Source organism: Brevundimonas sp. Root608, assembly GCF_001427825.1.
GTDB lineage: Bacteria > Pseudomonadota > Alphaproteobacteria > Caulobacterales > Caulobacteraceae > Brevundimonas.
Map to the genome: position 1 here is coordinate 77,323 of NZ_LMGT01000005.1, position 16,758 is coordinate 94,080.

Annotated in this window: 17 protein-coding genes; 9 read left to right on the top strand and 8 right to left on the bottom strand. The window is 69.7% G+C overall.

All coding sequences use genetic code 11. From position 1 onward, the window contains the following. Positions 1-158 precede the first annotated feature (158 nt). Positions 159-2,237 (top strand): S46 family peptidase, encoded by a 2,079-nt coding sequence (locus tag ASD59_RS08665; protein WP_055830908.1) that lies wholly within the window; start codon positions 159-161, stop codon positions 2,235-2,237. Positions 2,238-2,300: 63 nt separating this feature from the next. Here the strand turns inward: ASD59_RS08665 and pgsA are convergent, their stop codons facing one another. The 5 genes from pgsA to ASD59_RS08690 form a co-directional block, all read right to left on the bottom strand. Then, on the bottom strand, positions 2,301-2,936 hold the full coding sequence (gene pgsA, locus ASD59_RS08670; protein WP_055830909.1) for a CDP-diacylglycerol--glycerol-3-phosphate 3-phosphatidyltransferase: 636 nt from the start codon (positions 2,934-2,936) through the stop codon (positions 2,301-2,303). A gap of 71 nt (positions 2,937-3,007) precedes the next feature. Beyond that, complete coding sequence (locus tag ASD59_RS08675; RefSeq protein ID WP_055830911.1) at positions 3,008-3,631, bottom strand: carbonic anhydrase; 624 nt, start codon at positions 3,629-3,631, stop codon at positions 3,008-3,010. Positions 3,632-3,695: 64 nt separating this feature from the next. Next, positions 3,696-4,508, bottom strand: a complete 813-nt coding sequence (locus ASD59_RS08680) for a class I SAM-dependent methyltransferase (protein ID WP_055830912.1) — start codon at positions 4,506-4,508, stop codon at positions 3,696-3,698. Positions 4,509-4,573: 65 nt separating this feature from the next. Next, the gene (uvrC, locus tag ASD59_RS08685) at positions 4,574-6,466 is read right to left on the bottom strand and encodes an excinuclease ABC subunit UvrC (protein ID WP_156376983.1); all 1,893 of its coding nucleotides are present in this window, start codon (positions 6,464-6,466) and stop codon (positions 4,574-4,576) included. A 16-nt stretch (positions 6,467-6,482) separates the two neighbouring features. Next, on the bottom strand, positions 6,483-6,929 hold the full coding sequence (locus ASD59_RS08690; RefSeq protein WP_055830915.1) for a DMT family transporter: 447 nt from the start codon (positions 6,927-6,929) through the stop codon (positions 6,483-6,485). A gap of 205 nt (positions 6,930-7,134) precedes the next feature. On the opposite strand from ASD59_RS08690, the gene ASD59_RS08695 reads away from it, so the two are divergent. The 6 genes from ASD59_RS08695 (at position 7,135) to ASD59_RS08720 (ending at position 10,716) form a co-directional block, all read left to right on the top strand. Then, positions 7,135-7,893 carry an SDR family oxidoreductase gene (locus ASD59_RS08695; protein ID WP_055830917.1) on the top strand — a complete coding sequence of 253 codons (759 nt, stop codon included), beginning with the start codon at positions 7,135-7,137 and terminating at the stop codon, positions 7,891-7,893. Between the two features lie 3 nt (positions 7,894-7,896). Then, positions 7,897-8,289, top strand: coding sequence for a dihydroneopterin aldolase (gene folB, locus ASD59_RS08700; RefSeq protein ID WP_235561776.1), 393 nt, complete (start codon positions 7,897-7,899; stop codon positions 8,287-8,289). A 66-nt stretch (positions 8,290-8,355) separates the two neighbouring features. Beyond that, on the top strand, positions 8,356-9,126 hold the full coding sequence (locus ASD59_RS14580) for a hypothetical protein (protein WP_235561777.1): 771 nt from the start codon (positions 8,356-8,358) through the stop codon (positions 9,124-9,126). Between the two features lie 14 nt (positions 9,127-9,140). Further along, positions 9,141-9,560, top strand: coding sequence for a hypothetical protein (locus ASD59_RS08710; protein ID WP_200943603.1), 420 nt, complete (start codon positions 9,141-9,143; stop codon positions 9,558-9,560). Positions 9,561-9,645: 85 nt separating this feature from the next. After that, complete coding sequence (locus ASD59_RS08715) at positions 9,646-9,933, top strand: GNAT family N-acetyltransferase (protein ID WP_055830919.1); 288 nt, start codon at positions 9,646-9,648, stop codon at positions 9,931-9,933. Between the two features lie 156 nt (positions 9,934-10,089). After that, a complete protein-coding gene (locus ASD59_RS08720; RefSeq protein WP_200943604.1) occupies positions 10,090-10,716 on the top strand; it encodes a DUF4126 domain-containing protein in 627 nt (208 codons plus the stop codon). Here the strand turns inward: ASD59_RS08720 and ASD59_RS08725 are convergent. Further along, positions 10,713-11,027, bottom strand: a complete 315-nt coding sequence (locus ASD59_RS08725; RefSeq protein WP_055830921.1) for a hypothetical protein — start codon at positions 11,025-11,027, stop codon at positions 10,713-10,715. The two genes, ASD59_RS08720 and ASD59_RS08725, sit on opposite strands and share 4 nt — an antisense overlap. Positions 11,028-11,128: 101 nt before the next feature. After that, positions 11,129-12,145, bottom strand: a complete 1,017-nt coding sequence (gene dusA, locus ASD59_RS08730; protein WP_055830923.1) for a tRNA dihydrouridine(20/20a) synthase DusA — start codon at positions 12,143-12,145, stop codon at positions 11,129-11,131. 91 nt (positions 12,146-12,236) lie between these two features. Here dusA and ASD59_RS08735 point away from each other — a divergent pair, with 91 nt between their 5' ends. Next, positions 12,237-12,806 carry a DUF4142 domain-containing protein gene (locus tag ASD59_RS08735; RefSeq protein WP_055831264.1) on the top strand — a complete coding sequence of 190 codons (570 nt, stop codon included), beginning with the start codon at positions 12,237-12,239 and terminating at the stop codon, positions 12,804-12,806. Positions 12,807-12,848: 42 nt separating this feature from the next. On the opposite strand, the gene ASD59_RS08740 is transcribed toward ASD59_RS08735, so the two are convergent. After that, complete coding sequence (locus tag ASD59_RS08740) at positions 12,849-14,705, bottom strand: monovalent cation:proton antiporter-2 (CPA2) family protein (RefSeq protein ID WP_055830925.1); 1,857 nt, start codon at positions 14,703-14,705, stop codon at positions 12,849-12,851. A gap of 152 nt (positions 14,706-14,857) precedes the next feature. Here ASD59_RS08740 and ASD59_RS08745 point away from each other — a divergent pair, with 152 nt between their 5' ends. Continuing rightward, entirely contained in the window at positions 14,858-16,693 is a 1,836-nt protein-coding gene (locus ASD59_RS08745; RefSeq protein ID WP_055830927.1) for a vWA domain-containing protein, read from the top strand. The last annotated feature ends 65 nt before the right edge of the window (positions 16,694-16,758 follow it).

Sequence of the window (16,758 nt, forward strand, 5' to 3'; positions counted from 1 at the left end):
TCCGGTCTTGCCGGGCGACCCCTTCGTCATTCATGGTCCGGCCGTCCAATCGGGTCCCCTCAGCGCGACCCCTCATCCGACCCGCTGCGCGGGCCACCCGTCGTCGGCTCGCCGTGCGAGCCTCCTCCACCCGCAAGGGGAGAGGACAGGAGTTTTCGATGCGTCACCTCACCCCCGCCCTCGCCGCCGCCCTTCTGACCCTCGCCGCCGGCGCCGCCCGCGCCGAGGAAGGCATGTGGACCTTCGACAACTTCCCGATCGCCCGGGCCAACGCGACGCTGGGCACCAACATCGACCAGGCCTTTCTCGACCGGGTGCGGCTGAGTTCGGTCAAGTTCGGCGGCTGTTCGGCCGGGATCGTCTCGGGCGAGGGCCTGGTGATGACCAACAACCACTGCGTCGCCACCTGCGTGGCCAATCTGTCGACCCAGGCGGTCAACTACGCCGAGACGGGCTTCACCCCGCGCAGCCGCGAGGAAGAGCTGAAATGCCCCGGCGGCACGGCGGAAATCCTGACCGACATCAGCGACGTCACCGAGCGGATGCACGCGGCCGGCGCCGGTCTGGAGGGCCAGGCCTTCACCCGGGCGCGCGACGCAGAAGCGGGACGGATCGAGCAGGAAGCCTGCGGCGCCGCGACCGACAAGCGCTGTCAGGTCGTGAGCCTGTACCGGGGCGGGCAGTTCAAGCTCTACACCTACAAGAAATACTCCGACGTCCGGCTGGCCTGGGCGCCGGAGGACCGGGCGGCGACGTTCGGCGGCGATCTGGACAATTTCAGCTTCCCCCGCTTCGCCATCGATGCGGCCTTCATCCGGCTGTACGAGAACGGCGCCCCGGCCGCGACGCCGACCCATTTCAGGTGGAACGCCGACAAGCCGGTCGAGGGCACGCCGGTGTTCGTCTCGGGCAGTCCCGGCGCGACGCAGCGGCTGCTGACCCAGGAGCAGCTGTTCACCATCCGCGACGTGGTCCTGCCGATGGACCAGCTATTGGCCTCGGAACTGCGCGGGCGGTTGATCCGGTTCTCGGAAGAGAGCGAGGAGAACGCCTTCATCGCCATGGATCCGATCGTGGGGCTGGAGAACACCTACAAGCGCGGGCTGGGCCGGATGCGGGCCCTGGTCGATCCCGGCTTCATGGCGACGCGGGCGGCCAATGAGGCGGACTTCCGCGCACGCTACGCCGCCCGGTCGGACACGACGGGCGCCGATCCGTGGGCTGAACTGGCGGCCGTCCAGCCGATCATGCGCGAGACCTATGCGGCCATGGCCCTGCTGGAAGGCGGGACCGGCGCGGGCACGACGCCCGTGGCCGGCGGGTCGCAGCTGTTCAACTGGGCCCGGACCATCGTGCGCGGCGCCCAGGAGCGGGAGAAGGCCTCGGCCGAGCGCCTGCCCGAGTTCGCCGACAGCCGGCTGGCCGCGGTCCAGTCGGGGCTGTTCGCCGAGCGCCCCGTCTACCCGTCGCTGGAACAGGTCCGCATGGAATGGTGGCTGTCCAAGACCCGCGAGTGGCTGACCGTGGACAATCCGGCGGTCCGCGGCCTGCTGGGCAGGGAGTCGCCGGAAGCCCTGTCGGCGCGGCTGGTCAGCGGCACGACCCTGGCCGATCCGGCCGTGCGGCGGGCGCTGTGGGAGGGCGGCCTGGCCGCCGTCGAGGCCTCGGACGATCCCATGATCCAGTATCTGCTGTCGATCCAGGACGAGACCCGCGCCGCGCGTTCGGACTGGGAGGCCCGGGTCCAGGCCCCGACCGACCGGGCCTCGGAACGGCTGGCCGCCGCCCGCTTCGCCGCCTATGGCGACGCCGTCTATCCGGATGCGACCGGCACGCTGCGTCTAACCTACGGCCGGATCGAGGGCACGGACGTTCCCGGCCAGAGGTTCGGCCCCTTCACCACCTTCAACGGCCTGTGGGACCGGGCGACGGGCGCGGCGCCGTTCGACGTGGCGCCCAAGCTGCTGGCCGCGCGCGAGCGGATCGACGGCGACACGGTGCTGAACATGGCGGTGTCGTCCGACACCATCGGCGGCTCGTCGGGCTCGCCGGTGGTCAATGCGGCCGGCGAGATCGTCGGGGCCAATTTCGACTCCACCGTCCTGACCCAGCGCAACGCCTATGGCTATGACCGCAACGTCAACCGGTCAGTGATCGTGACCACCGGCGCCGTGACGGCGGCGCTGCGGGATGTCTACGGGATGGAACGGCTGGTGGCGGAGCTGGGGGTCGAATAGGTTTCAGGGGCCAGGGGCCAGGGGCTAGATCAGACAACCTAACCCCTGGCCCCCGGAACCTACCTACAGCTGGCTCATCTTCTGCTGGGCCTTGGCGAAATACTGCCAGCCGGTCCACAGGGTGACGATGGCGGCGAGCCAGATCAGGACGTAGGCGAAGGTCTGGAAATTCGGCTGCCATTCCAGCGGCAGGCCGAAGCCGTCCCACAGCAGCACCAGCTGGAGCGCGCCCAGGGCGACCATCTGCAGGGTGGTCTTCCACTTGGCCAGCAGGGTGACCGGCAGCTTGACCTTGCCGGCGACGGTTTCGCGCAGGGCCGAGACGGCGAACTCGCGGAACAGGATCAGGCCGCAGGGGATGGCGATCTGCGGCAGGGCTCCCCAGGCGAGGACGCCGAGGATGGCGCCGGTGACCAGGATCTTGTCGGCGATCGGATCGAGGATGGCGCCCCAGCGCGTGGTGGCGTGCCAGCGTCGGGCCAGATAGCCGTCGACCCAGTCGGTCGAGGCCGCGACCACGAAGATGACGAAGGCGGTGCGGCCGAAGCGGAACTGGTCGTCCGGGCTCAGATACTCCGACAGGAAGGGAATGCCCTGGGGCGCCGCCCCCGCCAGGATCAGGAACATGATGACCCCCGCGATGAGGCGCAGGCCGGTCAGGATGTTCGGAATGGGATTGGCGTGGGGATTGGGTGTCATGGGGCGCTCCGATACCTCAACGCGATCTGCCACGCTTCGCTGCATGAAGCGAGGCGGTTGGCCCGTCGGCCCTAGGCCAGGGACACGAACTCGCCGCTGCGCAGGGAGCGCAGGACGCCGTCGGCGATGCCGAAATGGACGCCGCTGAGCGCCAGGGTCCCCGCCGCCTCGCGTTCGGCGATCCAGGGGAAGGTGCGCAGATTGTCCAGCGAGAGACGGACCACCGCCTCCTCGGCCTTCTGCATGAGGTCCTCGGGCGGGCATTCCTCGCAGACGCGGCGGACAGCGGCCGTCCCTTGCGCCACCCAGGGGGCGACGAAGTCCTGACAATCGCCGGGCGCGCCGTGGATCATGGCGTTCACCCCGCCGCAGAGCGCATGGCCCATGACCATGATGCGCGAGACGTTCAGCACCTTGACCCCGAACTCCAGCGCGGCGGAGACGCCGTGCAGATGGCCGTCGGGCTCATAGGGCGGGACCAGGTTGGCGACGTTGCGGACGACGAACAGCTGGCCCGGCGCGGCGTCGAAGATCAGGGCCGGGTCGGCGCGGCTGTCGGAACAGGCGACCACGAGGGTGTGGGGCCTCTGCCCCTTTTCGGCGAGGGCCTCGTATTCCGCCTTCGCCTCGGCCCAGTGGCCTTCACGGAATCGGCGGTAACCGGAGAGCAGGGCGTCGCGGGATTCGTCGGTCATGGGACCGGTATAGGCAATCCGTTCGGCTTGGGGGAGAGGGCGCGCGAATCCTCGGGGCGCCCGTCTAGGGCTTCATCACTACGACCTTGAGGAAGGTCGCCGGTATCTCGGTGGTGTCCGGGCCGCCGCGATTATGCGTCTCGAATATTGCACTCAGTTCCGTCTCCAGTTCATCAGCCCTGCCATCGTTCGACGCCGCCTCGAACGCGTTCATCGTCGGGCCGTAGTAGTGTTTGAAGGTCTGAAGCAGGGCGCGCGGCGGCGCGGGAGAGAGGAAGACGTAGGTCGCACGCTCGCAGACGATGTTCTCTGTCGGGACGCCTGCCGCTTCGAAGCGTTCCCGGACATTCGCCTCGACGCCCCATGTCACCGGGCTGACGAAGCCTTCGGGCGGCGGCGGAGCATAGGCCGCGCTTGTCTTCAGAATCTGGGCCACCAGGGTTGGATCGCCGGGAATCCAGTTCCCCATCACAATGCGGCCCCCGCTCCGCGTCACCCGCGTCATCTCCCGGGCCACGTCGAACGGACGCGGCGCGAACATCGCGCCGAAGATGCTCACCACCAGATCGAAGCTCTCGTCGGCGACGTCTCGCAGATCCGATGCATCCCCTTGCTGGAAGCGAAGATTGTGCAATCCCGCCTCGGCCGCGCGCCGGTTGCCGGCGGCCACCAGGTTTTCGGCGATGTCGATCCCGAGCACCTCCGCGCCGCGCCGCGCCGCCGGAACGGCCGTGGTGCCATCGCCGCAGCCGAGATCAAGAACGTCCAGACCCGGCGTCAAGCCGAGGCCGTCGACCAGCGCCTCTCCGCTCTCCCGCATCGCCGCGGCGATGCGGGTGAAGTCGCCCTTTTCCCAAAGCGCCTTGTTCGGGTTCATGTGCTCGCCTCGCTTTCGGTAACATCGTTATCACCTTGAGCGAGACTCAGCCACGGAGGGCGGAACTAGCGCCGTGTGGCCGCCGGATGGAAAAACGCGTGGATGCGTTCGGCCATGGGCTGGTTGATGCCCTCGACCTTGACCAGGTCGGCCACCGAGGCGCGGCCGACGCCCTTGGCGGAGCCGAAGGCGTGCAGCAGGGCCTTTTTGCGGCCGGGACCGACGCCCTCGATCTCGTCCAGCGGGTTCTTCTTGATGTCCATCGAGCGGCGGGTGCGGTGGGCGCCGTTGGCGAAGCGGTGGGCCTCGTCGCGCAGGCGCTGGATGTAGTAGAGCGCCGGCGACTTCAGCGGCAGCATGAAGGGCGGCCGGCCCGGCATGAAGAACCGCTCCATGCCGGCGTCGCGGTCGGGACCCTTGGCCACGCCGACGGCGGTGATGTCGTCCAGGCCCAGATCGGCCAGCACGGCCAGCACCTCGGCCAGCTGGCCGGCGCCGCCGTCGATCAGCAGCAGGTCGGGACGGACCACCTCCTCCCCCGCGTCCTCGTCCTTCACGAGGCGGGAGAAGCGGCGGCGCATGACCTCGCGCATCATGCCGTAGTCGTCGCCGGGGGTCAGGTCCTCGCCGCGGATGTTGAACTTGCGGTACTGGGACTTCTGGAAGCCCTCGGGCCCGGCCACGACCATGCCGCCGACGGCGTTGGTCCCCTGGATGTGGGCGTTGTCGTAGATCTCGATCCGCTCGGGGCGGCTGTCGAGACCGAAGGCCTCGCAGACCTCGTCGAGGATTTTGCCCTGGGCCGAGCCCTCGGCCATCTTGCGGCCCAGCGCCTCGCGGGCGTTGGTCAGGGCGTGATCGACGAGGGCCAGTTTCTCGCCACGCCGGGGGTTGGCGATCTCGACCTTGCGTTCGGCCTTCATCGAGAAGGCCTCTTCCAGCAGCTCCAGCTCGTGGGGGCGGACGTTGGACAGGATCAGGCGCGGGATCGGCTTGTCCTCGTAGAACTGGCCGAGGAAGGCGGCGAGGATTTCCGGGTCCGTGTCGGTCCGGTCGACGCGCGGGAAATAGGCGCGGCCGCCCCAGTTCTGGCCGCCGCGGTAGAAAAAGACCTGGACGCAGGCCTGACCGCCCTCGGAGAACAGGGCGAAGACATCGGCCTCGGCCACGCCGTCGGCGCTGACGGAATTCTCCATCGAGATGGCCGACAGGGCGCGGATGCGGTCGCGGACGCGGGCGGCCTGTTCGTAGTCCATCGCCTCGGCGGCGGCGCTCATCTCTTCGGACAGGCGGCCGATCACGGCCCGCGACTTGCCCTTGAGGAAGGCCGAGGCCTCGTCGACCAGACCGGCGTAGTCCTCGAGCGAGATCAGGCCGGTGCAGGGCGCTGAACAGCGCTTGATCTGGTGCAGCATGCAGGGCCGGGTGCGGGTTTCGTAGACGCTGTCGGAGCAGGAGCGCAGCAGGAAGGCCTTCTGCAGGGTGTTGAGCGTCCGGTTGACGGCCCAGGTCGAGGCGAAGGGGCCGAAATAGTCGCCGGGCGTGGTGTGGGCTCCGCGATGCTTGCGCACCTGGGGGGCGCGGTGGTCCTTGCGGATCATCAGCTCGGCGAACGACTTGTCGTCGCGCAGCACGACGTTGAAGCGCGGCTTCAGCTGTTTGATGAAGCTGGATTCGAGCAGCAGGGCCTCGGTCTCGGAGGCGGTGATGACCAGCTCCATCGAGCGGGTCAGGGACACCATCAGGCCGATGCGCTGGGTGTGGAACCGGCCCTGGGCGTACTGGAGGATGCGCTTCTTGATGGAGCGCGCCTTGCCGACATAGAGGCAGGTCCCGTCCTCGCCGTACATGCGGTAGACGCCCGGCTTGTCCGGGGCCCGCCGCGCCTCGTCGCGGATCAGGTCGGCCGCGATCAGGGCGGTCGGCGGCGAATCGGCGGGCACAGGCTCCTCGGTCATCGGGACCGATATAGGCCTAGAAGCGGCGGACCATAAGCACGCCGGCCAGAACCAGGGCGACGCCCGCGGCGCGGCCGAGGCTGATCGGATGCTGCGGCGCGCCGAAGGCGCCGAAATGATCGAGGATCAGGCCGACCAGCAGCTGTCCGGCGACCATCAGGGTGATGGTCAGGGCGACGCCGAGACGCGGCACGCCCCAAGCGGCGGCGACGACGAAGACCGCGCCGTACAGGCCGCCGATCCAGACGTACCACGGCAGGGCGCGGGTGGCCGCGACATCCGGTCGGGCCTGCAGGATCACGGCGACGATTCCCAGCGCCGCCGTGCCGATGGCGAAGGAGACGAAGGCGGCGTTCACCGGCGAGCCGACGGCCCCCATCAGCCGGGCGTTGGTCGGGGCCTGAAGCGCGGTGGCGCCGCCCGCGAGGACGACGGCGATCATGGAGAAGAGGGCGGGGTTCATGGGAGCGCCTGTACCATCCCGGCGCCGCCGCCGCACAGCCGAAGATTTCGCCGGGGCGCGACGATCCGCTTCCCGCCGTCCTTGAACAGTGGGGCGCGGCGCTTTATTGGCACCCCAACAACGGAGCTTTCCATGCTGGCCCTCTACATCATCCTCGGCTTCGTCGCCGTCCTGGCCGCCATCAACTTCATCGAGTTCGGCCGGGTTGACTGACCATCCCGTCCGTTCCGGCGCCGCCCTCGTCACCGGCGGCGGCAAGCGGATCGGGCGTGCGATCTGTCTCGAGCTGGCGTCGGCCGGATTCGACGTCGCCATCCACCATCGGAACTCGGACGATGAGGCCGCCGAAGTCGCCCGGGCGGTCGAGGCGCTCGGCCGCCGCGCCGTGACCCTGTCCGCGGACCTGGCCGACGCGGTCGCGACCCACGACCTGGTCGGGCGCGCAGCGGAGGCGCTGGGGCCGCTGTCGGTGCTGGTCAACAACGCCTCGGTCTTCGCCGACGACCGGCTGGACACGATCACCGGCGAAACCTGGTCCGCCCATCTGGACGTCAACCTTCGCGCCCCGGTGCTGCTGGCGCAGGTCTTCGCCCGCGAGGCGCCGGACGGCTCGGCCATCGTCAATATTCTCGATCAGCGGGTGTTGAAGCCCGATCCCCGATTCTTCTCCTATGGTCTGTCCAAGTCGGCCCTGTGGTTCGCCACGCGGACCATGGCCCAGGCGCTCGCGCCACGCATCCGGGTCAACGGCGTCGGGCCGGGACCGACCCTGCCCTCGGTGCACCAGACCCCGGACGATTTCGCCGCCGAGGCCGGGGCGACCCTGCTGGAACGACCGGGGAGTCCGGAAGCGGTGGCCCGGACCGTGCGCTGGCTGGTGGACGCGGAGCTGGTGACGGGTCAGATGATCGCCGTCGACGGAGGCCAGCATCTGGCCTGGCGCACCCCGGATATCGTGGAGTAGGCCGTGAGCGTAACCCCCCTGCCCCTTACCGGCGCCGGCGCACCCCGACTCGAAGGGCTGACGGTGTTCGTGCGCGGACTGACGCTCGAGGCCGGGATCGGCGTCCATGATCATGAACTGGGGCGGCTGCAGCGGCTGGTCATCGACGTGACGCTGGAACTGACGCCCGCGCCGGTCGAACGGCTGGGCGACACGGTCAACTATGAGACGGTCGCCGCGGCCGCCCGGGCCATCGTCGCCGAGGGCCATGTAGGACTGGTCGAGACCTTCGCCCAGCGGCTGGCCGCGGCCTGCCTGGACGACCCGCGGGTGCGGCGCTGCGCCGTGCGGATCGAGAAGCCCGGCGCGCTCGAAGGCGCGGCGGCGGCGGGCTGCGAGGTCGCGCTCTCGCGCTGACGCCCTGACGGTTGCGCGGCGAGCGAGGGGCCGTCATACCTTGGGCCAGAAGACAAGGACCCGTTGATGGCCGAACCGGGCGATCCCTCCAATGCCGACGATCACGACGACCTGATCGGCTTCGCCTCGCCGGCGTCGCTGCAAGGCCGCATGCGCGAGCCGGAGGCGGACGCCGGGGAGACGCCGGAAGCGGCGATCGCGATCGAGCCCGAGCTTCGCCCCGCGCCGGAGCCCAAGCCTCAGCCGGAGCCGGAGCCGGAGCTCGCGCCCGAGCCCGAGGTTCAGCCGGAGTCCGGGCTGGACCTGTTCGCGACGCGCACGGTCTGGACCTCCGCCGCCGCGCCCGCCGGACAGGAACCCGTCCCCACCCCTCCGGAGCCGACCCCCGTCGCGGCCGCGCCGTCCGAAGGAACGCGGAAGCCGGTCGAGGCGGAGTCCGTGTTCGAGCGATCCCCGGAGCCGCCCATGCGCCGCCGCCGCCGCGATCCGGTGACCGACCTGCCGAACGGAGGGATGGGGCTCTACGCCGTCTACGCCCTGATCCTGTTCGCGGTGCCGACCATGGGCGTGTCGGCGATCATCGGCCTGCTGGCCGTGACCGGCCGCGCCGGGCCCGAGGACGCGCTGTCGTCCTCGCACTTCATCTATCAGCAGCGGACCCTGTGGACGGCCGCGGTCGCCGCCGTCGCGGGGCTGATCCTGCTGGCCGCGCCGTTCGCCCTGGGGGTGCCGATCCTGTTCCTTCTGGCGCTGTGGCTGGTGCTTCGCGGCGCCTCGGGCGTTTGGACCCTGAAGTCCGGCCGCCCGATCGCTGATCCGCGCGGCTGGGGGATCTGACGGAGAGACGATCGATGGCCGATGCGACGCGCCCCGCCGGCAAGGCGATAGAACCCCGCGCGGGCCATGAGTCCGAGGGCAAGCCGGCGGCCCTGATCGCCTGGGGCCTGTACATCCTGTCCCTGCCCAGCGCCAACCTGCTGGTGATCGTCGGCCTGATCGTCGCCTATGCGGGACGGAGCGGCGCGACCGGCCTGGCCCGGGCCCATATCGACGCCCAGATCGGCCTGTTCTGGTCGGTGTTCTGGTGGACGATCCTGTTGTGGGTCGTGATCGGGATTTGCGTCGTCAGCGTCCTGGCGGCTCCGGTCACGGGCATCATGCTGGTCCCGGCGGCGCTCCTCGTCGGACTGGGGCTGTTGCTGCTGACGGTGTGGTTCACGATCAAGAGCATCATCGGCCTGATGAACCTGCTCGGCGACAAGGCTCCCTGAGGCCCGGATTTCTCCGGTCGGTCGGGAACAGCGTACGGGGCGACCGGGTTGGCCTTGTGTCCCTGCTGCCATGAGAGGCTTCCCCATGACCGAGTTCCGCGATGTTCGAGACGAACACAGATTCGAACAGGGCTTCACGGACGCCGAGGGTCGACTGCGGACCGTCTTCGCCGACTATGCCGTACAGGGATCGACGCGGGCCATCCTGCATGTCGAGGCCGATCCGGCCCTGCGCGGCTCGGGCGCGGCGGGACAGTTCATGCAGGCTCTGGCCGAGCATGCGCGGGCGGAGAAACTCAAACTGCAGCCGCGCTGCAGCTACGCCGTCGCCTGGCTGAAACGCCATCGCGAGTTCGATGACGTCGTCGCCTGACAGTCTGATTGACCGCGGGTCGGCCCCGGAGGGCGAGGCCCCGCCCACGCCCTGGCCGCCGACCTGGACGGCCTGTCTGTCCGGATCGACGGAAAAGCCGATGGAGCGGGCGGGCGTTCCCGCGCATTGTCATGTTCGACGATATGGAGCCGACCCATGCCCGACCTCGACCTGTCTTCCGTCAGCGCCGTCGCCGGGCCGTTGCAGACCTGGGTCCTGCCCGCGCTGCTGGGGCTCGGCCTCGCGTCGGCGACGGGATTGCGAACCTTCCTGCCGCTGCTGATGCTGGCGCTGGCGGCGCGGTTCGAGATGTTCGGGGTTCGTCTGATCGACCAGATGGACTGGCTGGTCTCCTGGCCCGCCATCGCCGCCCTGGCCACCGCCACTGTCGCCGAGTTCGCGGGCGACAAGGTGCCGGCCATCGATCACGCGCTGAACGCGGTCGGCTACGTCACCCGGCCCGTGGCGGGCGCTGTGGCGGCGGGCAGCGTCTTCTGGGGCGTGGACCCGGCGGCGGCCGCCATCGCGGGGATCATCGTCGGGGCGCCAGCGGCCCTGGCCTTCAACGCGGCGCAGACCGGCGTGCGCGTCGGATCCACCGCCACGACCGCGGGCCTGGGCAATCCGGTGGTGTCGCTGGTGGAGGATTTCCTCGCCTTCATGACGGTGCTGATCGCCTTCGTGGCGCCGATCCTCATCCCGATCGTGATGGTCGTCTTCGCGGTGCTGGTGTTCCGGCTGGCGCGGCGCATCCGCGACCGGAACGATCCCCGTCCGGCCTAGCCGATCGTGCGGCCGACGATGGCTTTCAGCGTTTGCGCCTTTGCCGGCAGGTCAGACGCCAGTCGGCCCGCCAGTTCGCGGGCGCCGACGGGATAGGCCTCGCCGCCCTGGGCGATTTCCTCGGCCATGGCCGAGGCCTGCATCAGGACCTTCTCCAGCGCCTCGACCTGTTCGACGGCCAACGCCCGGGCTTCCATCTGCAGGCGTTTGACGCGGTCCGAGGTCGTCTGCGGCCCGCGCATCAGGTCGTAGATTTCAGCCTCGGCAGCGACCAGGCGAAGGTCGGGTTTGGCGTTCGGGGTCTTGCTCATGGATACCGTCTCCTGACCCATCCAAATGCAAAGCGGCGCCGTGGCGTTCCGTCGTTAACCCCGCCCCGGGTCATATCCGCGCGGGATGTGACTCCGATGCATCAGGCGGCCTCGCCACGACGCTCCAGGCGGGATTCGGCGTCCCGCACGGCGTCCACAGCCTTGTCCACAACCTCGAGCCCGGCCCCCGGGCCAATGGCCTCGACGGTCAGGATGCGACGGAAGGCGCGGGCTCCCGCCCGGCCGTGCATCAGGCCCAGCATGTGCCGGGTCATCGCCGCCAGATGCACGCCCTCCGCCAGGCGGGCCGCCATATAGGGGCGATAGCGGTCGATGGCGGCGAAGGCGTCGACGTCGGGCGTGGCCGCGCCGTAGAGGCGGCGGTCGGCCTGACCGAGGATGGCGGGCTCATGATAGGCGGCCCGGCCCAGCATGACGCCGTCCAGCCGCACGCCATCGCCAAGGTCGTCGAGGTGCGCCTCGGCCTCGTCCAGCGAGGCGATCCCGCCGTTGATCGAGATCGACAGCTGCGGCCGCTCGCGCTTCAGCCGGCGCACCAGCGCATAGTCCAGCGGCGGCACGTCGCGGTTCTCTTTCGGCGACAACCCCTTCAGCCAGGCCATGCGGGCGTGGACGATGAAGACGCCGATCCCGACGGCCGCGCAGGCGTCGACGGTTTCGAACAGCGAAATTCGCGGCTCCTGGTCGTCGACGCCGATGCGGCATTTGACCGTGGCCGGCACCGCGACCGCTTCCCTGATGGCCGCCATGCAGTCGGCGACCAGTTGCGGCTCGCGCATCAGGCAGGCGCCGAAGCGGCCCGACTGGACCCGGTCGGACGGGCAGCCGACGTTCAGATTGATCTCGTCATAGCCGAAGGCCTCGCCGATCCGGGCGGCCTCGGCCAGCTGATCGGGATCGGAGCCGCCCAGTTGCAGCGCCACCGGATGTTCGACCGCGTCGAAACCCAGCAGCCGCTGATGATCGCCGTGCAGGATGGCCGGCGCCGTGACCATCTCGGTATACAGCAGGGCGCGGGTCGTGAGGGCGCGATGGAACGCCCGGCAGTGCCGGTCGGTCCAGTCCATCATGGGCGCGATCGAGAGGCGGCGGTTCATGGCGGGCGCCTCCTACACCAAAGCGGGCCCGGTGGCGAACCGGGAACCCCGGGGCTCCCGGCCGGTTTTCCCCGGATCAGAGGAGGAAACCATGATCAGACCTATTCTCGCGGGCGCAGCCTGCCTGGCCCTGCTGGCCGCCTGCAACGCCGAACAGAGCCCCGAGGCCGTGGACAAGGCCCAGGACATGGCGTCCGTCCCGGTCGGCCAGACCTCGGCGGCGACCGTGGGCTCCAACCTGCAGTCCGCCTACATCCCCAACGCGGCGATGGGCGACATGTACGAAATCCAGGCCGCCGACATCGCCTTGCAGCGGTCGCAGAACGCCCGGGTCAAGGAACTGGCGCAGATGATCCGGACCGATCATGCGGCCGCCTCCAACGCCATGAAGGCCATGCTTCCGCAGGCCGCGCCGGGGACGACGCCCCCGACCGCCCTGGACGAACGCCGGCAGGGCTTGATCGACAATCTGCGCTCGGCCTCGGCGGCCAATTTCGACGCGACCTTCATCGACCAGCAGATCGCCGCCCACAACGAGGCCCTGACCCTGCATCGCGGCTTCTCGAACGCGGACTCGCCGCTGGCGGCTCATGCCAGCAGCGTCGTGCCGAAGATCGAGGGCCACCTGCGCATGGCCGAACAGATCAAGGCCGCCCTGTAGGCCTTCCGGCTTCCGGGTTGGAACGAGAGAAAGCCGGCGCCGTCAGGTGTCGGCTTTTTCTTGCGGCCCGTCCTCCTCGAGGGCGTCGGCGGCCTCCTCGTTCAGCGCCTGACCCTCGCGGCGCGGCTTGACGTAGGGTTCCGGCCGGGTCGTGGCGATGTTGCCGCGCATCAGGGCGCGGCCGGCCTGGATTCCCTCGGCGAGCTGCAGGGTGAACCGCTTCTCGTCACGTCGGCGGACGTCGGCGATGGTCTCGCGCGCCTCCTCGTCCGAAAAGCCCAGGTCGATCAGCACCTGATGGCCGAACACCAGGGCGCTCTCGAAGGTCTCGCGGATCTGGTACTCGACCCCCGCATTGACCAGCCGGATCGAATGGCCGCGGTCGAAGGCGCGCACGAACAGCTTGGTCAGGGGGAATTCGGCCTTGACCAGTTCGACGATCCGGTCCGCCACCTCGGGCTTGTCGACGCACACCAGAACGGTTTCGGCGCTTTCCGCGCCAGACGCGCGCAGCACATCGAGGCGCGAGCCGTCGCCGTAATAGACCTTGAAGCCGAAATTGCCGGCGGCCTGGATCATCTCGACGTCCATGTCGATGATCGAGACGTCGACGTCGCGGGCCAGCAGGGGCTGGGACACGACCTGGGCGAACCGGCCGAAGCCGATGATCAGGACGCGTTCGCGCAGGTTGCGGGCGTGGTCGACGCCGTCGGCGTCATCCGCCGACAGGGCCTCGTCCGGACGCAGCCGGTCCGCCAGCATGACCCTGAGCGGCGTCAGGGCCATGGAGAGGATCACCACCGCCGACAGGATGGCGGCGGTGCGGGCGTCGAACAGACCCATGGCGAAGGCGGTGGAATAGAGGACGAAGGCGAACTCCCCGCCCTCGCCCATCAGGGCCGCGCGCAGCAGGCCCTCGCCGTGCTTCTGCCGCAGCCGGGCGACGGCGTAGACGGCGACCATCTTGGCGGTCATGAAGGCGGCCAGCCCGCCCAGCACCCAGACCCAGTCGGCGGCCACGACGCGCAGGTCCAGCGACATGCCGACGCTCAGGAAGAACAGGCCCAGCAGCAGGCCGCGGAACGGCTCGACGTCGGCTTCCAGCTGGTGACGGAAGGTCGATTCCGACAGCAGGACCCCGGCCAGAAAGGCCCCCATGGCCATCGACAGCCCGCCCAGGTTCATCGCGTAGGCCGCGCCCAGAACCACGAACAGGGCGCCCATGGTCATGACCTCGCGGCCGCCGTAGCGGGCCAGCAGACGGAAGAAGGGGTTCACCACCCAGCGCCCGGCGACATAGACCAGGGCGACGGCGCCGATGGCCAGGCCGACCGTCGTCCAGATGGGATGGCCGGTCTCGACCGCCGAGCCATACGTCCCCGCCAGGATGGCGACCAGGGCCAGCAGCGGCACGATGGCCAGGTCCTCAAACAGCAGGACGGAGACCACGCGCTGGCCCGCCGGTTCGGCGTTCTCGTTGCGCTCTTCCAGCAGCTGCATGACGATGGCGGTGGACGACAGGGCGAAGCCGAAGCCCGCGATGAGCGCGGCGTGCCAGGCCAGTCCGGCCAGCATGGCGAGACCGGTCAGCAGAATGGCGCAGGCCAGGACCTGGACCGCGCCGAGGCCGAAGATCTCCTTGCGCAGGCTCCACAGGCGGGCGGGCCGCATCTCCAGGCCGATGATGAACAGGAACATGACGACGCCGAACTCGGCGACGTGCAGCACCGACTCGGGGTCGTCGACCACGCCCAGCACCGACGGGCCGATCAGCAGGCCGGCGGCGAGATAGCCCAGCACGGCGCCGAGGCCGAAGCGGCGGAACAGGGTGGCGGCCACGACCATGGCGGCCAGCAGGGCCACCGCGTGGCCCAGACCCATGCTGGTCGTCTCGTGCATGCGGGTCCCCTGTGACGCGAGGCTGGATAGTGGGGGGTGATGCGCGGTTGCGCCACCCCGCGATTGTCGAACGCGGTCCGGTGAAACCGCCACAGTTTCGCCCGAGACGGGTCCGCCTCATGCGCGTCTGACAACCCAAGGGAGATGCGCCGATGACCGTCCTTCCGTTGAAACAGGCCATGGCCGGCGCGATGAGCCTGGCGCTGGCGTCTCCCGTCGCCCCGGGCGCCCTGACCCAGGCCGGCGGCCGGCCGATCGATCCCGACAAGCCGTCGGATGGCGTGGTTTCGGCGGCGGCCTGCGCGCCCTTCGGTTTCATCCTGCCCGACCGGACCTTGCCGGATCACGTGGTCGTCACCGGCAGCCGGGTCACCGCCGGCGCGCCCGCGGGCGGACCGCCTCCGCCCCCGCCCCCGCCAATGGCCCCGCCCCCTCCCCCGCCGCCCGCGCCGGCCTATGTCCCGGCGAACGAAGTGCTCGCGATAGCGCCGGCCCGGCGCCAGGACCGGCCCGCCTATGTCCCGCCTCCCGTCATCGGCCGGATCCCGCAGGCCGACACCGAACGCTATCCCGACGCCACGCCCAATCCGGTCCGGCGGGTGGCCGACGAGCCGGTCTCAACCTTCTCGATCGATGTCGACACGGCCAGCTATTCCAACGTCCGCCGCTTCATCGACGAGGGCCGCGCCCCGCCCGCCGACGCGGTGCGGGTCGAGGAGATGATCAATTATTTCGACTATGGCTATGACCGCCCGACCACGGCGACCCAGCCGTTCGCGATCAGCACCGCCGTCGCCGCCTCGCCGTGGTCGCCCGGCCGTCAGATCGTGCACGTGGGCCTGCAGGGCTACGAACTGCCCGAGGGCGAGCGGCGGCCGCTGAACCTGACCTTCATGGTCGATGTGTCGGGCTCGATGCAGACGGCCGACAAGCTGGCGCTGGCGAAGAAGTCGATGAACCTGATCATCGACCGGCTGAGGCCGCAGGACCGGGTCGCGGTGACCTTCTACGCCTCCGACGTCGGCACGGCCGTGGGGCCGACGCCGGGCGACCAGAAGCTGAAGCTGCGCTGCGCCGTCGAGACGCTGAACGCCGGCGGCTCGACCGCCGGGGCGCAGGGGATGGTCAACGCCTACAGCCAGGCCGAGGCCGCCTTCGGCCGCGACAAGGTCAACCGCATCCTGATGTTCACCGACGGCGACTTCAACGTCGGCGTCACCGACGACCAGCGGCTCGAGGACTATGTCGCCGCCAAACGCGGGACCGGCATCTATCTGTCGGTCTACGGCTTCGGGCGCGGCAACTACCAGGACGCGCGGATGCAGACGATCGCCCAGGCGGGCAACGGCGTGGCGGCCTATGTCGATGATCTGAACGAGGCCCGCCGCCTGTTCGGTCCGGCCTTCGACCGGGGCGCCTTCCCCATCGCCGACGACGTCAAGATCCAGGTCGAGTTCAATCCGGGGCGGGTCAGCGAGTATCGGCTGATCGGATACGAGACCCGGCTGCTGAACGAGGAGGACTTCAATAACGACCGCATCGACGCGGGCGAGGTCGGGTCCGGCGCCTCGGTGACGGCCCTTTACGAGATCACGCCGGTGGGCGGCCCGAGCCAGATTCCCGGGCGCCGCTATGATCAGAACCGGGTCGGCGTCGGCGGCGGCGATCCGGACGGCGAGGTCGGCTTCGTCCAGGTGCGCTACAAGCTTCCGGGCGAGCGGGACTCGCGGCTGATGCAGCGGGTCGTGTCCAACGCCGGCGGCGACCGGGTCAGCGCCCAGCCGCCGGAAAGCACCCGCTGGGCCATGGCGGTGGCGGCGTTCGGCCAGAAGCTGCGCGGCGATCCATGGATGGCCGAGGGCTATGGCTGGAACGACATTCTCGAACAGGCGCAGGGCGCGCGGGGTCAGGATCCCTACGGCGAGCGGGCGGAATTCGTGCAGCTGGTCCGCGCGGCGCAGGGGCTGCCGGCGCGGGCGAGACCGTAGGGACGACGTTTCGGACTTGATGATAGGTCCCTCTCCCAATGGGAGAGGGAGCGGGGCATGGTGAC